General features: G+C 68.9%; 18 protein-coding genes and 1 pseudogene. 12 read left to right on the top strand and 7 right to left on the bottom strand.

Annotated elements, in window-relative coordinates; translation table 11 throughout:
• Positions 1 to 4 precede the first annotated feature (4 nt).
• Genes AB0L25_RS39350 through AB0L25_RS39335 form a run of 4 tightly spaced genes read left to right on the top strand, consistent with a single transcriptional unit; the run spans position 5 to position 2,545 of the window.
• A complete protein-coding gene (locus AB0L25_RS39350) occupies positions 5 to 484 on the top strand; it encodes an FAS1-like dehydratase domain-containing protein (RefSeq protein ID WP_500178551.1) in 480 nt (159 codons plus the stop codon).
• Positions 484 to 912 carry a MaoC family dehydratase gene (locus AB0L25_RS39345; protein WP_500178549.1) on the top strand — a complete coding sequence of 143 codons (429 nt, stop codon included), beginning with the start codon at positions 484 to 486 and terminating at the stop codon, positions 910 to 912. The genes AB0L25_RS39350 and AB0L25_RS39345 overlap by 1 nt, the downstream gene beginning before the upstream one ends.
• 29 nt (positions 913 to 941) lie before the next feature.
• Positions 942 to 1,784, top strand: a complete 843-nt coding sequence (locus AB0L25_RS39340; protein WP_500178547.1) for an enoyl-CoA hydratase-related protein — start codon at positions 942 to 944, stop codon at positions 1,782 to 1,784.
• Positions 1,781 to 2,545 (top strand): SDR family NAD(P)-dependent oxidoreductase, encoded by a 765-nt coding sequence (locus tag AB0L25_RS39335; protein ID WP_500178545.1) that lies wholly within the window; start codon positions 1,781 to 1,783, stop codon positions 2,543 to 2,545. Before AB0L25_RS39340 ends, AB0L25_RS39335 begins: the two co-directional genes overlap by 4 nt.
• 55 nt (positions 2,546 to 2,600) lie before the next feature.
• Here the strand turns inward: AB0L25_RS39335 and AB0L25_RS39330 are convergent, their stop codons facing one another.
• Positions 2,601 to 3,560 carry an alpha/beta fold hydrolase gene (locus tag AB0L25_RS39330; RefSeq protein ID WP_500178543.1) on the bottom strand — a complete coding sequence of 320 codons (960 nt, stop codon included), beginning with the start codon at positions 3,558 to 3,560 and terminating at the stop codon, positions 2,601 to 2,603.
• A gap of 384 nt (positions 3,561 to 3,944) precedes the next feature.
• Here AB0L25_RS39330 and AB0L25_RS39325 point away from each other — a divergent pair, with 384 nt between their 5' ends.
• Positions 3,945 to 5,636 carry a CocE/NonD family hydrolase gene (locus AB0L25_RS39325; RefSeq protein ID WP_500178541.1) on the top strand — a complete coding sequence of 564 codons (1,692 nt, stop codon included), beginning with the start codon at positions 3,945 to 3,947 and terminating at the stop codon, positions 5,634 to 5,636.
• A 32-nt stretch (positions 5,637 to 5,668) separates the two neighbouring features.
• Here the strand turns inward: AB0L25_RS39325 and AB0L25_RS39320 are convergent, their stop codons facing one another.
• Positions 5,669 to 6,193 (bottom strand): CocE/NonD family hydrolase, encoded by a 525-nt coding sequence (locus AB0L25_RS39320; protein WP_500178572.1) that lies wholly within the window; start codon positions 6,191 to 6,193, stop codon positions 5,669 to 5,671.
• A gap of 341 nt (positions 6,194 to 6,534) precedes the next feature.
• Here AB0L25_RS39320 and AB0L25_RS39315 point away from each other — a divergent pair, with 341 nt between their 5' ends.
• Entirely contained in the window at positions 6,535 to 7,077 is a 543-nt protein-coding gene (locus AB0L25_RS39315; protein ID WP_500178540.1) for a TetR/AcrR family transcriptional regulator, read from the top strand.
• Between the two features lie 168 nt (positions 7,078 to 7,245).
• Here AB0L25_RS39315 and AB0L25_RS39310 read toward each other — a convergent pair whose 3' ends face one another.
• The 3 genes from AB0L25_RS39310 to AB0L25_RS39300 are packed head-to-tail and all read right to left on the bottom strand — an operon-like array spanning position 7,246 to position 10,422.
• Positions 7,246 to 7,995, bottom strand: a complete 750-nt coding sequence (locus AB0L25_RS39310; protein ID WP_500178538.1) for an SDR family oxidoreductase — start codon at positions 7,993 to 7,995, stop codon at positions 7,246 to 7,248.
• 4 nt (positions 7,996 to 7,999) lie between these two features.
• Positions 8,000 to 8,761, bottom strand: a complete 762-nt coding sequence (locus AB0L25_RS39305) for an enoyl-CoA hydratase/isomerase family protein (RefSeq protein WP_500178536.1) — start codon at positions 8,759 to 8,761, stop codon at positions 8,000 to 8,002.
• The gene (locus AB0L25_RS39300) at positions 8,758 to 10,422 is read right to left on the bottom strand and encodes an AMP-binding protein (protein WP_500178534.1); all 1,665 of its coding nucleotides are present in this window, start codon (positions 10,420 to 10,422) and stop codon (positions 8,758 to 8,760) included. The genes AB0L25_RS39305 and AB0L25_RS39300 overlap by 4 nt, the downstream gene beginning before the upstream one ends.
• Before the next feature lie 377 nt (positions 10,423 to 10,799).
• Here AB0L25_RS39300 and AB0L25_RS39295 point away from each other — a divergent pair, with 377 nt between their 5' ends.
• From AB0L25_RS39295 to AB0L25_RS39270, 6 genes and pseudogenes are all read left to right on the top strand, one after another.
• Positions 10,800 to 11,267: a MarR family winged helix-turn-helix transcriptional regulator gene (locus AB0L25_RS39295; protein ID WP_500178532.1), complete on the top strand. Its 468-nt coding sequence runs from the start codon at positions 10,800 to 10,802 to the stop codon at positions 11,265 to 11,267.
• A 52-nt stretch (positions 11,268 to 11,319) separates the two neighbouring features.
• The gene (locus tag AB0L25_RS39290) at positions 11,320 to 12,219 is read left to right on the top strand and encodes an LLM class F420-dependent oxidoreductase (protein WP_500178530.1); all 900 of its coding nucleotides are present in this window, start codon (positions 11,320 to 11,322) and stop codon (positions 12,217 to 12,219) included.
• 245 nt (positions 12,220 to 12,464) lie between these two features.
• Entirely contained in the window at positions 12,465 to 12,665 is a 201-nt protein-coding gene (locus AB0L25_RS39285) for a hypothetical protein (RefSeq protein WP_500178528.1), read from the top strand.
• 288 nt (positions 12,666 to 12,953) lie between these two features.
• Positions 12,954 to 13,394, top strand: coding sequence for an SDR family NAD(P)-dependent oxidoreductase (locus AB0L25_RS39280; RefSeq protein WP_500178571.1), 441 nt, complete (start codon positions 12,954 to 12,956; stop codon positions 13,392 to 13,394).
• A gap of 147 nt (positions 13,395 to 13,541) precedes the next feature.
• A complete protein-coding gene (locus tag AB0L25_RS39275) occupies positions 13,542 to 13,745 on the top strand; it encodes a hypothetical protein (RefSeq protein WP_500178527.1) in 204 nt (67 codons plus the stop codon).
• A 97-nt stretch (positions 13,746 to 13,842) separates the two neighbouring features.
• Positions 13,843 to 13,974 (top strand): annotated as a pseudogene (locus tag AB0L25_RS39270) (DUF6879 family protein); the annotation flags it as partial.
• A gap of 116 nt (positions 13,975 to 14,090) precedes the next feature.
• Here AB0L25_RS39270 and AB0L25_RS39265 read toward each other — a convergent pair.
• Positions 14,091 to 14,564 carry a hypothetical protein gene (locus tag AB0L25_RS39265; RefSeq protein ID WP_500178526.1) on the bottom strand — a complete coding sequence of 158 codons (474 nt, stop codon included), beginning with the start codon at positions 14,562 to 14,564 and terminating at the stop codon, positions 14,091 to 14,093.
• Between the two features lie 682 nt (positions 14,565 to 15,246).
• A partial coding sequence (locus AB0L25_RS39260; protein ID WP_500178525.1) for a site-specific integrase occupies positions 15,247 to 15,606 on the bottom strand: 360 nt, incomplete at its 5' end.

The raw sequence follows: 15,606 nt of genomic DNA, 5'->3' as shown, positions 1-15,606 counted from the left end.
ACAGATGCCGACGATCAGGCTCCCGGTCGAAGCCGGGCACATGCTCACGTTCGCGCGCGCCATCGGCGACGACGATCCGGCCTACCGGGCCGCCCTCGCCGATCCGGACGTCGCCGCCGTCGCGCCGCCGACCTTCGTCATGGCCTCGGCGCACTTCGATGACGATTATCCGTTGCGGCCCAAGCCCGGCGAGGAGTGGTTCGGCTCCGGCGCGGGGCCGGGGACGGCCCGGGAGGGCGGCGGCGGCCTGCACGCCGAGCAGCACTTCGAGTACCACCGTCCGGTGCGCGCGGGCGACGTGCTGACGGCCGAGACCCGGCCGGGACGCAGCTGGGAGAAGAGGGGCCGGGCCGGCCTGCTGCGCTTCACCGAGACGATCACCGAGTACCGGGACGCGAGGGGCGACCTCGTGGTCACGGCCCGCTCGGTGGGAGTGGTGCCCGAGGCGCCGGTGTCCGCCGCCTCCGGAAAGGAAGGGAACTGATGGCCGTTCCGCTGGACGAGATCAAGGTCGGCGAGACCCGTGAACGCGTCGTCGTCGAGGACCTGAAGCGCACGCAGATCGTGCAGTACGCGGGGGCCTCCGGGGACTTCAACCCCCTGCACTCCGACCACGAGTTCGCGGTCACGGCCGCCGGCTACCCGGGCGTCTTCGCTCACGGGATGCTGACGATGGGCATGACGGGCCGGGTGCTCACCGAATGGTTCGGCAGGGAGAACCTGCTGCGCTTCGGGGTCCGCTTCAAAGCCCAGGTATGGCCCGGCGACACGCTCACCGTCACCGCCACGGTCGAAGACGTCGCCTCCGGCGAGCAGGGTCCCGTGGCCGAGTTGTCGTTGCGCACCGTCAACCAGGACGGCGTCGAGGTGGTCACGGGCACCGCGGCGGCCAGGCTCGAAGTCCGGGCCTGACCCGTGGCACGCGAAGCGGAGAGGCGACGATGACCGACACACGATCCACGGCGGAAGCCCGAGGCACCGAAACGGCGCCGGTCGTTCTCAGCGAGCTGACCGACGACGGCGTGCTCGTCCTGACCCTCAACCGGCCGGACCACCACAACGCGTGGACGCTCGAGATGGAACTGCTCTACAACGAGCTGTTCGACCGTGCCGAGTCCGACCCGGACGTGCGCGCGGTGGTGGTCACCGGGGCCGGCCGCAGTTTCTGCCCGGGCATGGACATGAGCGTGCTGGACGCCGCCTCCTCCGGGGCCAAGCCGTACCCGACGCACCGGCTCCCGCCGCGCACGCGTCCGCTCGGCTGCCCCAAGCCCGTGATCGCCGCCGTGAACGGTGCCTGCGCGGGCATCGGATTCAACCAGGCGCTGATGTGCGACGTGCGCTTCGCCGTGCCCGGAGCCAAGTTCGCCGCCGCCTTCAGCCGTCGCGGCCTGGTCGCGGAAGACGGTGTCGCGTGGATCCTGCCGCGCGTCGTGGGGTACGGGCACGCGAGCGACCTGCTGCTGTCGTCCCGCAAGGTGACCGGGACCGAGGCCCTGGAGATGGGCTTGGTCAACCGCCTGGTAGAGCCCGCGGAACTGCTCACGACGGCGCTGGAGTACGCGGGGGAACTCGCCCGCCAGTGCAGCCCGTACGCCATGTCCCTGATCAAGCGGCAGATGCGCGACGACCAGGCCCGCGGTTTCGCCGAGGGCAACCAGGACGCCCGCTCGCTGCTGATGGAGGCCCGGAAGGCCCCCGACTATCGCGAGGGAGTACGCAGCTTCATCGAGCGGAGGCCGCCGCGGTTCTCCGGTCTGGGCGACCACGAGAAGGCCGGATGAGCGGCGGCCGGCGACTGGAAGGGAAGGTCGCGCTCGTCACCGGGGGCGGTCAGGGAGTGGGACGCGGTGTCGCGCTGGCCCTGGCCGAAGAGGGCGCGGCGGTGGTCGTCACCGGCCGCACGGAGAGCAAGCTCCGGTCGGTCGAGGGCGAGATCGCGGACCGGGGGGTCCGGGCCCATATCGCGACCGGCGACGTGGGCCGCCGCGAGGACGTCGAACGCATGGTCGCCGAGTGCGTCTCGGCCTTCGGGAGGCTCGACGTCCTCGTCAACAACGCGCAGTCGTCCGTCCAGCGGTTGCTGAAGGACACCAGCGACGAGGACATCGACCTCGCCTACCGAACCGGTCCGCTGGCGACCTTCCACGCCATGCGGGCCGCGCTGCCCCACCTCCGCAAGGAGGGGGGAAGCGTCGTGAACTTCGGTTCGTCCACCTCGGTGCTGGGTGACCCCACGTTCGGCTCCTACGCGATGGCCAAGGAGGCGATCCGGGGGCTCACCCGGACGGCGGCGCGCGAGTGGGGACGGTACGGCATCCGTGTCAACACCGTCTGCCCCGCCGCCCTGAGCCCGGCCGCCGCCGAGTACCGGGACAGCGACCCGGAGCGCTTCGAGAAGATCATCCAGCAGATCCCGCTGGGACGCATGGGCGATCCCGAGCAGGACATCGGCCGCGCCGTCGCGGCCCTGGTCAGCGATGACATGAGCTACCTCACGGGTGCGACGCTGATGCTCTGCGGCGGCCGGACGCTCCTGGGCTGACCACGAAGGGGCCCGGTCGTCTCCCTGACCGGGCCCCTTCGCGCACGAGCGGGCGCTACACGTCCTCCTCGGCGGCCTGCGAGAACAGGGCCAAGCGCGACTTGACGCGGCGTTCGAGGAACTCGCCGAGGACCCGGTCGAACACGGCGTTGTCATCTCCGGCGACCATGTGGTGGGCGCCCTCGACGTCGGTGAATTCGGCGTGCGGAACCAGTTCGAGGAAACGCTTGGAATCGGCGATGCTCAGGACGTCGGACTCGCCGCCGCGCACCAGCAGCGTCGGTATCCGCAGGGACATCGCCGCGGCGCCCAGCCGTGCGGGATCGACCAGCTTGTCGCGCTGGACGGCCTCGTCCGCGCGGCTGCTGAGGAACGCGAGGTCCCAGTGCCAGAAGAATCGGCCGTCCACCTCGCGGAGGTTCTTGCGCAGCCCCTCGATGTTGCGGGGCCGGGGACGGTGCGACAGGTAGGCGGACACGGCGTCGGCGACCTCCTCCAGCGAGGCGAAGCCCTCCGAGCCGGTGCTCATGAACTCGCGGATGCGGTCGGTGCCCTTCGGCTGCAGGAACGGCGACACGTCCACCAGAACCAGGCCGAGCGCGAGCTCGGGGTGGTGCCCGAGTGCGGCCAGGGAGGAATTGCCTCCGAGGGACGCCCCGACGAGGACGGGCGGACGTCCGAGGTACTCGGCGATCCGCACGACGTCGGTGGCGAACCTGTCCAGCCCGTATCGCCCGTCGGGGGACCATCCGCTCTCGCCGTGGCCGCGCAGGTCGACGGCGAGCGCGTACCAGCCGCCGCCGGCGAGATCCCGCGCGGTGGCTCGCCAGGAGTGCCGCGTCTGACCACCGCCGTGCAGCAGCACGACCGGTGGACGGGCCGGATCCCCGTAAGCGTCCGCGACCAGTGAGACTTCGTCGTCGCATTCGATTCTGAGCGTTGTCGCAGGCCCCGTGTTCACCGTCACTCTCCCCTTCACCCGTGAACTCTCATCGCCGACCACGTCGGCTGCCATTTACAAAAGACTAAATTAGCTGATTGTATTGAAAGTGATAGAGGTGGGGGTCGGCAACCTTTTGCCGGCGGCACGAGGCCGCCGCCACCCTCGGTGGAGCGCGACTCCCATCGATGGCGCACCGCCCTCGACGCCGGCAACGACCAACGCCTGAAGCCGGTACCGGCCGACTCTTGCGCGGGACATATCGGGGTACTAGCGTTCCGTTCAACGTACCCATTCGAAGGACGAACGAGTGCGGTCACCCTCCGCTCAGCGCATGACCGCGGGGAGCAGAGGCGCCCGTGGCGCGCCGGAAGCCGTCAGCGGGACCCGCGTGCACACCCTTCACCCCCCGGCCCATCGGCGACCGTCACCACCGCTGCTCTCGAAGGAGAGACACCCATGACCGATGTCTGCATCGACTACGACGTGCCCGTCCCGATGTCCGACGGCACCGTCCTGCGCGCCGACGTGTACCGGCCCGGCGACCAAGCCGGAGACGGGCCATGGCCGGTACTGGTGCATCGAACCCCGTACGGCAAGCGGAACCTTGGCGGACCTCCGATGCTCGACACTTTCGCTGCGGTCTGCGGTGGATACATCGTCGTGCACCAGGACACCCGCGGACGGCTCGCCTCCGAGGGGCAGTGGGTCCCGTGGGAGTTCGAACGGCAGGACGGCCTGGACACCGTGGCCTGGGCGGCGTCGCTGCCCGGCGGAAACGGCGTCGTCGGGATGTTCGGAGTGAGCTACACCGGCAGCACGCAGTGGAGCGCCGCCATCGCCGGAGCACCGGCGCTCAAAGCCATCACACCCGCCCTCACCTGGTCCGATCCGCTCGACGGGCTCTTCCAGCGCGGCGGAGCGCTCGAACTCGGGCTGAACGCCTTCTGGACCATGCTCACCGCCGCTGCGCATCTCCCGCGGATGCACTCCCCGGAGGAGTTGAGAAGCGCGTTCGGCTCGTTCCTCAGCGACTACGACGGCCTGAGCGAGCGCGGTTACTGGGAACTCCCCTCCGGCCGGTTGCCCCTCATCGACCGCTACGGCGGTCCGGAGCTCGGGGCTCAGCGGGCGCTCCAAGAGCCGGACACGGCCGCCTACAACCGCGTCAAAGGCCATCACGCCGACCTCGAGATCCCCGCGTTCAACATCGCCGGCTGGTACGACGTGTTCCTACAGGGCACCCTGGAGAACTTCAGCACGATGGCGGCGCAGGGCGTGCCGGCCAAACTGCTGGTCGGACCTTGGAAACACGGGTCCTCCAACGAGACGGCGCCCGGCCAGGTGGGCGAGGTCAACTTCGGCATGGCCTCCTCGGCCCAACTGCTCGGTGGCGCGGGCCCCCTTACCGATCTCCAGCTCCGCTGGTTCGACCACTGGCTGAAGGGCACCAACACCGGCCTTCTGGGCGAGGCACCGGTGAAAATCTTCGTCATGGGAGCCAACATCTGGCGCGACGAGGCCGAATGGCCCCTGAGCCGGGCGGTGGACACCGCCTGGCACCTGCGCTCCGACGGCCGTCTGGACACCGCCGCGCCCACTGCCGACGAGGACCGCGACACCTACGTATACGATCCGGCGGACCCGGTGATCACCCGCGGCGGGCCGCTGGTGATGCCCGGGGAGTTCCCGCCCGGACCCTTCGACCAGGCGATCATCGAGCAGCGTCCGGACGTGCTCGTCTACACCAGTGCGCCGATGGCGACCGATCTCGAGGTGACCGGCCGCATCCGGATGACGCTGTTCGCCTCGACCGACGCACCGTCCACCGACTGGGTCGTGCGACTGTGCGACGTCGACGAGCACGGGGTGTCGCGCAATCTCACCGACGGCATCCTTCGTGTCCAGGGCGAACCCGGCGCCGTCGGCGAGCACCACATCGACCTGTGGTCGACCAGCAACGTCTTCCTCGCGGGACACCGGATCAGAGTCCAGGTCACTTCCAGCAACTTCCCCCGCTGGGACCGCAACCCCAACACCGGACAACCCTCCCAGGAGGCCACCACCTTCCAGAAGGCCAACCAGCAGATCTTCCACGACGCGGCCCGGCCGTCCCACATCGTGCTGCCCATCGTCCCTCAGCAGTCGTAGCGGCTGCCGCCTCCATGCGGGAACCCTGCTGATCAGGAGCCGCACCCGCCGACACTAGGACGCTCGCCGGGCGGACTTCCGGGCGGGGCGCAATGGTAGTCATGGACATGGCGGCCCCTGGGGTGTTCGATGAATCCGCCACGCCCGCGCCCGGCCCGCACGATCTCGCGCGGGCCGGGCGCGATGGGTGGAGCGGTCATCGTGGCTGGTGCCCGCCGCTGCACGACGGGCCGTCCACAGCCTCGCGGGAGGCCAGTACGTTCAGCTGGGAGTTTCCACCCCGGGCGGTGCGCTGCCCGATCAACCAGATAGACGACTGCGTTCGGTCCCAGTCCGATGGCGCCGCCGCGGAAGAACAGCCCGTCGTCCGGGATGCTCCAGGTGATCTGGGGAGCGATGGCGACGAGGTGCGGCGGCTGTGCCAGAAGCCACTCGCCGTCCGAGCCGAAGCACCCGCGGGTGTCCTCCTGCACGACGATGTAACCGCGCTGAACCGCGGTGATGACGTCGAGAAGGACGGCGTGGGTGTTGTGCCTGTTATAGGGCGTTCGCTGCAGGAGGACCGGTCACGGTCCGCCTCCGTCGGGCCGGTAGATGTCCGCGCGCAGGACGGTGCCGTCGCGCATGGTGACGGGCACGTCGAACTCGATGCTCAGTCCATCCACCCTCTCCCATCCAGGGGTCCGCCGCGACCGCACCCGAGGTGAGCCGACGATGCACCGAGGGATGCCGGCGACCGGTCGTCGGTACCCATGAGTGCCTGGGAGGGGATGGAGCCGGGGGCGGGCCGGTTCGTGACAGACTCAGACGCATGCCGCGCTTCAATGACCTTGGGGGAGCAGGAACGCGTACGAGCGTCCGCCGTCGCCGTGTCAACGAGGAGAGGCGCGAGGACCTCATGGCCCAGTTGGAGGGCATCCTGCTGGCCGAGGGGTTCACCGGGCTGACGATGGACGAGCTGGCGGCGCGTACGAACTGTTCCAAGTCCACCCTCTACAGCATCGCGGGGACCAAGGAACAGCTGGTGATCGCGGTGACGAAGCGTTTCTTCGGCCGGGCGGCCGAGGAGATCGAGGCCGCCGTCGCGGCCGAGGACGACGCGCGGCAGCGCATCGCCACCTATCTCACCGGGGTGGGTACGGCGATGCGCCGCCAATCCCCGGACTTCTACATCGACATGGTCGGTTTCCGTCCGACCGCCGAGATCTATCAGCGTAATTCGAGCACCGCTGCCCGCAGGGTCGGGGAGATGATCGACGACGGGGTGCGCCAGGGCGTGTTCCGGCCGGTCGATGGCACGTTCGCCGCCCAGCTGATCGCCTTGGCCATCGACGGGGTGCAATCGGGAGAGTTGCTGCGCACGACCGGCCTCAGCGCCGGCGACGCCTTCGCCGAACTCGGCGACCTGCTTCTCAACGGGCTCAGTTCCCAGCGCCCCTGACAGGACGGGCAAAGGTACACGACCCGCTTCTCACGCCGCCGGTCCGCAGTCAGTAGCCGCCGACCATCCTTGCCGCCTGCTCGTTCTCAGACAGAGGCCATCGTGCCGGAGGCGGAGATCGGCCCGGCCGTGGCCGGGCCGACAGCTCAGAGGTCGCTCCGTCCGGGGTCAGCGCAGAGCGCTGCCGATGCTGATGCCGCCGTCCACGTCCAGGACGACTCCGGTCACATAGCCCGCGGCCTGCGAGCACAGGTAGGCGGCGGCCTCGGCGATGTCGGTCGGGTCGCCGATGTGGCCCATGGGGACGCGGGCGGCGAGCTTGGCCCGGGCGGCGTCGTTCATCGAGGCGAGCATGGGTGTGTCGATGAGGCCGGGCGCGATCGCGTTCGCCGTCACGCCGTGCGGAGCGCCCTCCAGGGCGATCGTGCGCGTCATGCCCACCACGCCGGCCTTGGCGGCCGCGTAGTTGGCCTGGCCGAAATTGCCCCGCCACGACATAGAGGAGAAGGACAGGATCCGGCCGTACTTTTGCTGCTTCATGTGGGGGAACACCGCGCGGACGCAGTGGAACATGCCGCGGAGGCTGACGTCGATCACCGCGTCCCACTCGCCGTCGGTCATGCGTTCCAGACGATTGTCCCGGATCACCCCGGCATTGTTCACCAGGACGTCCACCCGGCCGAAGGCCGCGAGCGTGTCCGCGACCCATGCGTCGACCCGCCCGGCGTCGGCGACGTCCACGACCGACGGACGCGCCCGGCCGCCCTCGCACTCGGCGGCGGTCTCCTTCACCGCGGTCTCGTTGACGTCGCACAGCGCCACCCGCGCGCCCTCTGCGGCGAAGCGCAGGGCCATCGCGCGGCCCAGTCCCTGCCCGGCCCCGGTGATCAGAGCGACCCGGTTCTCATATCGTTGCATGGCGTTACCTCGTGGCCCTGTGGTCGAAGAAGCGGGTCAGCTGCGCGGCGATGTCCTGCTCGTGCCAGTGCTCGGCGAACACCTTGAGTTCGTTTCGCAAGGCGTCGGGTGCGTCCGGGGCGCCGAGCAGCCGCTTTAGCCGTGCGTGGCAGCCCGGCGGCATCCCCGTGAAGGACTCCGCGACGGCCGTCACCACCCGGTCGAACTCTTCGTCGGCGGCGACGGTGTGCACGAAGCCGCCGGCCAGGAAGTGTTCGGCGGGCAGCAGCTCACCGGTGAGCAGCAGGCGGCGGGCCAGCGGCTCACCGGCCTTCCGGGCCAGCCGCACGCTCGACCCGGCGCCGGGCAGCAGGCCGTTGCGGATGTGCCCGTCGCCGATGAGCGTGCCCGTCCGGGCGACGACCGCGTCGCAGACCAGTGCGAGTTCCAGCCCGCCGGCGACGACGTGCCCGTGCACGGCGGCGATCACCGGTTTCGGGGCCGACTCCAGGCGCGAGAAGGACTCGGAGACGGTACTGAGGAAAGCGATCGGGTCTTCGCCCGCACGGGCGAGGTCTAGGAGATGGCGCAGATCGGCCCCGGCGCAGAAACTCGGGCCGTTCCCGGCGATGACCACCGCCTCGGTGCCGGGGTCGTCGATCGCCGCGGCGATGGCGTCGTCGAACGCCGCGATGAGGTCCGGATTGAGCGCGTTCCTGCTCTCGGGACGGTTGAGGCGAATCCAGCGCAGGCGCCCGGCCTGTCCGGACAGGACCGCTGCGGTCACGGACGGGCCTCCAGTTCGTTCTTGCGCAGCTCGCGCAGGACGTAGCGCTGGATCTTCCCGCTGGGCGTCTTGGGCAGCCGCTCGGCGAAGTGCACGGCGCGCGGGTAGGCATGCGCGGCGAACCGCTTCTTGACCAGCTGCTGAAGCTCGGTGACGAGGTCCTCGGAGGCTTCGTGCCCTTCCCGCAGGACGACGAAGGCCTCCAGCACCTCGCCGCGGACCTCGTCGGGCGCGGCGATCACCGCGGATTCGACCACCGCGGGATGGGTTACCAGCACCGACTCGACCTCGAACGGTCCGATGCGATATCCGGCCATGATGATGACGTCGTCGTCGCGCGAGGAGAAGTGGAAGTAGCCGTCCTCGTCCATCCGGCCGGCGTCCCCGGTGTAGTACCACCGGCCGTCGGCGGAGAACTTCTCCGCGCTCTTGACGGGATCGCCGTCGTACCCGCGGAACCAGGCCAGCGGGCTCTCGGCGACGTCGACGGCGATGCGGCCGACGGTCCCGACGGGCGCGACCTCGTCGCGGTCATCGTGCAGCACGTGCAGGCTCCACCCGGGCATCGGATGCCCCATCGAGCCCGGCCGCACCGGCCGGCGAAGTTCCGGGAGCCAGTGGTTGTTGACCAGCATGCCCGCTTCGGTCTGCCCGTAGTGGTCGTGCACCTGGACGCCGAACGCCTGCTCGGCCCAGGCATTGACCTCGGGCGTGAGGGGCTCGCCCGCACTGGAGGCGCACCGCAACACCAGATCCCGCGGAACCGGGATGTCCGAGGTGCGCAGCGACCTGTACACGGTCGGCGCGGCGGTGAAGTTGGTGACCCCGAACCTCTCCATGACCTGCCACGTCAGCTCCGCCGAGAAGCCCGAGCGCAGCAGGACGCTCGGGACGCCGAGCGAGAGCGAGGCGATCACGCCGAAGTACAGACCGTAGGCCCAGCCCGGGTCGGCGGCGTTCCAGAAAACGTCGTCCTCCCGCACACCGCAGCCGAACTCGGCATAGGCGCGAAAGCCCGCGATCGCCGCGGTGGGCACGACGACCCCCTTGGGTCGTCCGGTCGTCCCAGAGGTGAAGATGTGCACGAACGGTGCGTCCCCGCCTAGGACGGCCGCGGGGTGACCTGGCTCGTACGCGGCCATCAGATCGGCGAACCCCAGGTCGTCGCCGCCTGGAACGCCACCGCTGACGATCACCCGCCAGGGCGCGTCCGCCGGGATGTCCTCGCCCGGATCGAGCTTGGACCGCTGTACCTCGTCGCAGACCACGACCTTGGCTCCGCTGGACAGCAGCCGCAGCGCGATCGCCGGGGGCGCGAATGCGGTGAACAACGGCACCGTCACCGCTCCGAGCCGCCAGGTGGCCAGCAGCGCGACGAGGTAGTCGGCGCTCTTGCCCATGAGCGTCGCGACGCGATCGCCCGGCCCCACCCCCAGATCGGCGAGGGCGGCCGCGAACCGCTCGGATTCGGCCTTCAGCCGTCCATAGGTGAGCACGGTTGACGACATGTCCGGCTCGACGATGGTGTAGGCGACCGCCTCGGCCGGATGCCCATCGCAGAGCAGATGGGCGACTCCGGCGGACGGGGCTCCGTAGACGGCGGCCAACTCGCGGACACGACCGAGCGAATCGACGCCGGGTCCGGGGTCACGGAAGGACATGGGCTTCTTCACCTCGAAGCGGCAGGGCGCGTGACGGCACTGTTGGGTACGATATTGCGAACGTTAGTACCCATTCGAGTACTCGACAAGAGGTGCCCGACGGTAGATCTCGCGGAACGGGCGCTACGCCTCAGGACGGCGCGGGCCCGGGGGAGGACTCGCTCAGTCGAGGAACCGTTCGTGAACTCGAGGTCGCCAAGGCATCAGGGTGCTGAAGCCCGGAATCGGTAGATGCCCAGCTCGGACGGTCGACGCTGCCGCGGCAGGGGAGCTGATCGTTCATGAGGTCGGTGGTGTACCGGCGTTGCCGCCGCCGCGTTCAACGGGCCATCCACGGCCATCGGGAGCCTCTTTCGTGTACTACTATCTAGTGCACGATGGAATCGCACTCAAGAGGATCGCGTCCAGAGACGCCGTCGAGTCATCAGGACGAGTTGGGCCGGCAACTGTCCTTCGCGCTGTACGGGGCGGCCAACCGGATGGTCCGGCTGCACAAGCCTTTCCTCGAGCCGCTCGGGCTGACGTTTCCGCAGTACCTGGCGATGCTGGCCCTGCTCGACGGTGCGCCTCAGACGGTGGGCGCGCTCGGCGCACGTCTGGACATGGACGCGGGCACCATCACACCCCTGGTGAAACGCCTCGAGACCGCTGGAATGGTCACTCGTGCCCGCGATCGGGCCGACGAGCGCCGGGTACTGGTCGACCTGACCGATCACGGGCGAGCGCTGGAACCCGCGATCCGCGGCATCAACGCAAAGATAAAGGCGGCCTGTCGACTTACCTCGCAGGACATGGACGACCTTCGGCAGACGCTCGAAGGGCTTGCGCACCCCGCGGTCGACTGACATTCCTGCTGCTCGCCGCCCGCCCTCCGCTACACCGCTCAAGGGAGCAGAAGTGACGAACAAGACTGTCGGTGTTGATTTCCCGAGCCGTATCGGCGTGTGGTGGAACAGCGAACCTTGGCCGATCCGTGACGCGCAGAACATCGCCCAAGAGATCGAAGCATTGGGTTTCGGATCGCTGTTCATGCCCGAGGGCGGAGGCAAAGACGCACTCGTCGAGTCCGCAGCCTTCCTGGCGGCCACCGACCGACTTGTCGTCGGCACCGGCATCGCCAACATTCACTTCCGGATCCCCACACCTGCGGAGACCGGCGCCCGTACCCTCGCGGCCCTGCATCCCGGGCGATTCGTGCTCGGCCTGGGCGTCGGTCATGCCCCGTTCGTGGAAGAGTCCATGAAGGGCACTTACAGCAAGCCGCTCGCGACGATGCGTACTTACCTGGAGCGGATGAACTCGGTGCCCGCAGAGGTCGAGGAAGGCGCCAGGCCCGCCCGCCTGCTGGCCGCTCTCGGGCCGAAGATGATCCAGCTGTCCGGTGAACTCGCCGACGGAGCACATCCCTATCTCGTCACACCCGAGCAGACAGCGGCGACTCGGACGATCCTCGGTCCCGAGAAGTGGCTGGTGTCGGAGCAGGCCGTGGCGATCGGCGGTGACGCGGAAGACCAGCTCCGACGAGCGCACACACACGTTGGGTTCTACGTAGGCCTGCAGAACTACCGGAACTCCTGGCTACGGCAGGGTTTCGACGAGTCCGACCTGGTGCCCGGCGGATCCGACAGGTTGGCCCGCGCACTGGTCGGCATGGGAACCGCCGAACAGGCCGCCGCCTCGATCACCGCGCACCTCGATGCGGGTGCCGATCACGTCGTCGTCCAGATCGTGGGCGACGGAGCGACCACGGACCCGCGGCCGGCGCTGCGCGAACTCGCCAACGCGCTGCAGTTCTGACCACAGCGGCTTGAACCGGGGTAAGGCGACGCGATCACCGGGGCCGCCGCTTGCGTGTCGACCAGAGACACAGGTCGGCGGACGACCTATGGGCGCCCTAGCGCAGTGACCATGAACGTTCACCATGTCGGGAGACACGCCGAGCCGAGTCCGGGACGCAGGAGTTGATCGGTCACCCTCGATGACGACAGATTGTCGTCGAGGGAGAAGCGGGCTGGTGGCAGAACCGGTCAGAGCACGGACGGTTGACCCAGGACGAGGGCCGCCGGCTGGTGCAGATCATCCGGCGCGGCGTACAAGAGTCGATCCGGGTCCGCCGGGCCATGACCATCCAGGCATCGGCGGCCGGAACCCCGGTCCCGGCCATCGCCCGCCTGGCCGCTGCCCACGAAGACATCGTCCGCGACGAGGGCGTCGTCGAGCAGCGGGGCGGGAGGAGGTGTTGAAGGGTGCGGCGGAGCCACATGCTTCACCACCACATCGCCTGCGAGCCGCGACGCCGGTCTCCGGCCAGCCGCGGCACCCAAATAGACGCGACTCGTCGGGTGTTCTTGGCGCCGCTCCGGCCGCGGTCTTATCGCCGATCTCGTCGGCGTCGCTGCAGGATCGGGTCGTCTCGGGAAGAGTTCAAATCCATTGATGCGCCGACGGAACCGCAGGATGCGTTTTCCATACCAGTGGAATGAAGACAGGAGACAGAGTCAATGGCAGTGACCGATCAAAAGGTTTAGGTCATTACGGGCGCGGGGCGTGGTATCGGCAGCGACCTCGTCACGGCCGCACTAGGGGCGGGGCACAACGTCGTCGCCACGGCGCGCGACGCCGCCTCGGTGACGGACGAGGTGGGTGAGCACGAGAGGTTGCTCGCGCTCGCCATGGACGTCACCGACCCCGCCGCTGTCGACGGGGCTGTGCGCAATGCGCTGGACCGCTTCGGGCGCATCGACGTGCTCGTGAACAACGCCGGCCGTTTCTACACCGGATTTTTCGAGACGCTGTCCCCGGAGCAGGTGCGGGCCCAGATGGAGGTCAATTTCTTCGGTACTCTCAACGTCACCCGGGCGGTCCTGCCGGTCATGCGTGCTCAGCGCCGAGGGCACGTGGTCACCGTGAGTGCCCTGCTGGGAATCGTGGGCGCCCCGTTCCATTCGGGGAGGGTTGGATGGAATCGATAGCCCCCGAAGTAGCGCCATTCGGCATCACCACCACCATCGTCGAACCGGGGGCCTTCCGCACCAAGCTCCCGAAGGGCAGCGGCCGGACCGTCTTCCCCGCGATCGCCATCGAGGATTACGCGGACGCCACTGAAAAGAACATCGAGAGTGTCAGGATTTTACGGGCACGAGCCGGGCGACCGCGACAAGCTGGCGTCCGCGTTCGTCTCTGTCGTAGACATGGAACAGCCGCCCAAGCGGTGGGTCGCCGGAGAAGACTCGGTCGAGGGGATCGTCGCCAAGGGCCGTCAACTCGTCGCCGACGCCACCGCATTTCCCGAGCTGTCGACGGGACTTGCGCATGATGACTGACCTGGAGGCAAAGTCCCTATTCGTCATCCCGAGTGACGAAGAGAGGTCGCGCGAGACCAGGGCGGACGGTACTGGTCTGGTGTAGTTCAACCACTTCGCCGGGGACGGTTCGTCCCTGCGGCAGCCGGAGAAGCGCGAAGAGCCGGAGCAGGTGTCGCTTTGCCTGTCGGCGTTCGAGAGAGTGTGGGAACGTGCGGTTCCGCACGAGGACTACAAGCCCTCGACCTGAGGCCCCCGCCGGTCGGCATCCGCCCAACGTCCGAGCGTGCCCCCACCCTGGGCGGAGCTCGGGCAGTTCAAGGTCACCGTGCTGGCGGCGCGGGTCTCCTGACCATCGCCATCCCATCACGCGAGCACAGGGACGCGGTCGCATTGATCGAGCCCTGCGTTGCCCGAGCCGGTGTCGGCACTGCCGTGTACTACGACGCCCTCGTCAATGACGCGGACGCCAGATGCCGGAGGCTCGGGGGTGAGCCGGAGCCGCCGGACGCTGGGCAGTAGGAGCGGAGCGGTCGCGACGGTCAGCACCGTCGCCGCGCAGGCCGCCATCACTGGCCGGGGGGCGACGCTGTCGGCCGTGTGCCCGGCGGCCAGGTAGGCCAGCGGGATGGGATCGAGCCGATCGTTTCGATGTGGCGTCTGGACGGCGCTGCGACGCGCGACGTCTCCGGGCCCGGCCACCGCCGCGCCGATCGCGGTCGCGGCGGCGCCTCCGGCCGTGGGGACACCGGCCGCCATGGTGGCAATGCCGAGGCCGAGCCCGGCCTGGCCGTCGGCGAACGCCCGTCCGGCGCAGTCGATGCGCGCGACCAGGGTCACCGAAACGTTGACCGTGCCCTGACTGGTGGGCGTCGACTCGGCGGGTCGGCCGTTCACCTCACGGCCGCATTGCGGGGAGACGGGTGAGGCTCGTCGCGGGGAGCAGGAACGTCACCGCGCCCCCAGGCGATCAGCCATCCGATCGCGGCGAGCGCGGTCGTCAGCCGGATGAGGCGATCGGTCACCATGTCCTCCTTCACGAGCTCGTTTTCTCTGATGAGCGGTTGTGTTCCGAGACGGAGGCTTCAAAGAAGGTGCGCCGAGTTGCCTTCTGGCGGTCCGGAGGTGTGCATGGCAGCCGTCAAGCTACTGACAGGCCGCGCTCGTGTGACCAATGTCGTTCGGCTCAGTGGGCGCCACGAGAGCGCGGGTGTGGATCCTGGTCACTGAGGGTGACTGACGGGCAGTGCTCAGGGCACCAATTGTGGGAGCTCGGAAGCTACTTGATCTTCCCTGAAGAGTGCTGAGGTGGAGTGGAGGGGCAGCTCTGAGCTGGCGAACTTTGAAATCGGCTTTGTGGCGGGAATGGTCGGTCGTGTTCACACCGAAGAGGCCACTGGTTCGAACCCAGTATCGCCCACCGCGTTTTAGCAGGTCAGAGAAGGTCTCGGAGATCACTCCGGGACCTTTTTCGATCTTGGAAGGCCGTCGGGAGCCGAACGGGGAGCCAACACCCACCGACCTAGGCGGACCGGCCTCGACCGAACACGGTGTTCATCGTGGCGGCTCCCTCGTTGATGACCGGCCTCAGCTGGTGCCGGTACACCTGCTCGGTGACCGCCGTCCCCGCGTGCCCGACGAGGTCGGCGATCGTCTCGATCCGCACGCCGCTGTCGCTCATGATCGACACGAACGAGTGCCGCAGCTCCCGGGGCGTCCAGTTCTCCCCGATCCCGGCCACCCGGGTGATCCGCCGGAACTCCCGCCGCACGTTGGCGGGACTCAGAGCCCTCCCGGTCCGGGTGCAGAAGACCAGGCCTTCGTCCTGCCACACGAGCCCGGCCTTGAGGCGCTCGGACGCCTGCCGGACGTGCAGCCGGCG

It is taken from the genome of Spirillospora sp. NPDC052242 (assembly GCF_040679555.1).
Lineage (GTDB): Bacteria > Actinomycetota > Actinomycetes > Streptosporangiales > Streptosporangiaceae > Spirillospora.
The sequence above is the reverse complement of the archived record's forward strand: the minus strand, read 5'-3'. Positions and strand labels throughout refer to the sequence as shown.

Coding starts and splice junctions, on each gene's coding strand:
- AB0L25_RS39350 (WP_500178551.1), top strand. CDS start 5: ATGCCGACGATCAGGCTCCCGGTCGAAGCCGGGCACATGCTCACGTTC.
- AB0L25_RS39345 (WP_500178549.1), top strand. CDS start 484: ATGGCCGTTCCGCTGGACGAGATCAAGGTCGGCGAGACCCGTGAACGC.
- AB0L25_RS39340 (WP_500178547.1), top strand. CDS start 942: ATGACCGACACACGATCCACGGCGGAAGCCCGAGGCACCGAAACGGCG.
- AB0L25_RS39335 (WP_500178545.1), top strand. CDS start 1,781: ATGAGCGGCGGCCGGCGACTGGAAGGGAAGGTCGCGCTCGTCACCGGG.
- AB0L25_RS39330 (WP_500178543.1), bottom strand. CDS start 3,560: ATGGCAGCCGACGTGGTCGGCGATGAGAGTTCACGGGTGAAGGGGAGA.
- AB0L25_RS39325 (WP_500178541.1), top strand. CDS start 3,945: ATGACCGATGTCTGCATCGACTACGACGTGCCCGTCCCGATGTCCGAC.
- AB0L25_RS39315 (WP_500178540.1), top strand. CDS start 6,535: ATGGCCCAGTTGGAGGGCATCCTGCTGGCCGAGGGGTTCACCGGGCTG.
- AB0L25_RS39310 (WP_500178538.1), bottom strand. CDS start 7,995: ATGCAACGATATGAGAACCGGGTCGCTCTGATCACCGGGGCCGGGCAG.
- AB0L25_RS39300 (WP_500178534.1), bottom strand. CDS start 10,422: ATGTCCTTCCGTGACCCCGGACCCGGCGTCGATTCGCTCGGTCGTGTC.
- AB0L25_RS39295 (WP_500178532.1), top strand. CDS start 10,800: ATGGAATCGCACTCAAGAGGATCGCGTCCAGAGACGCCGTCGAGTCAT.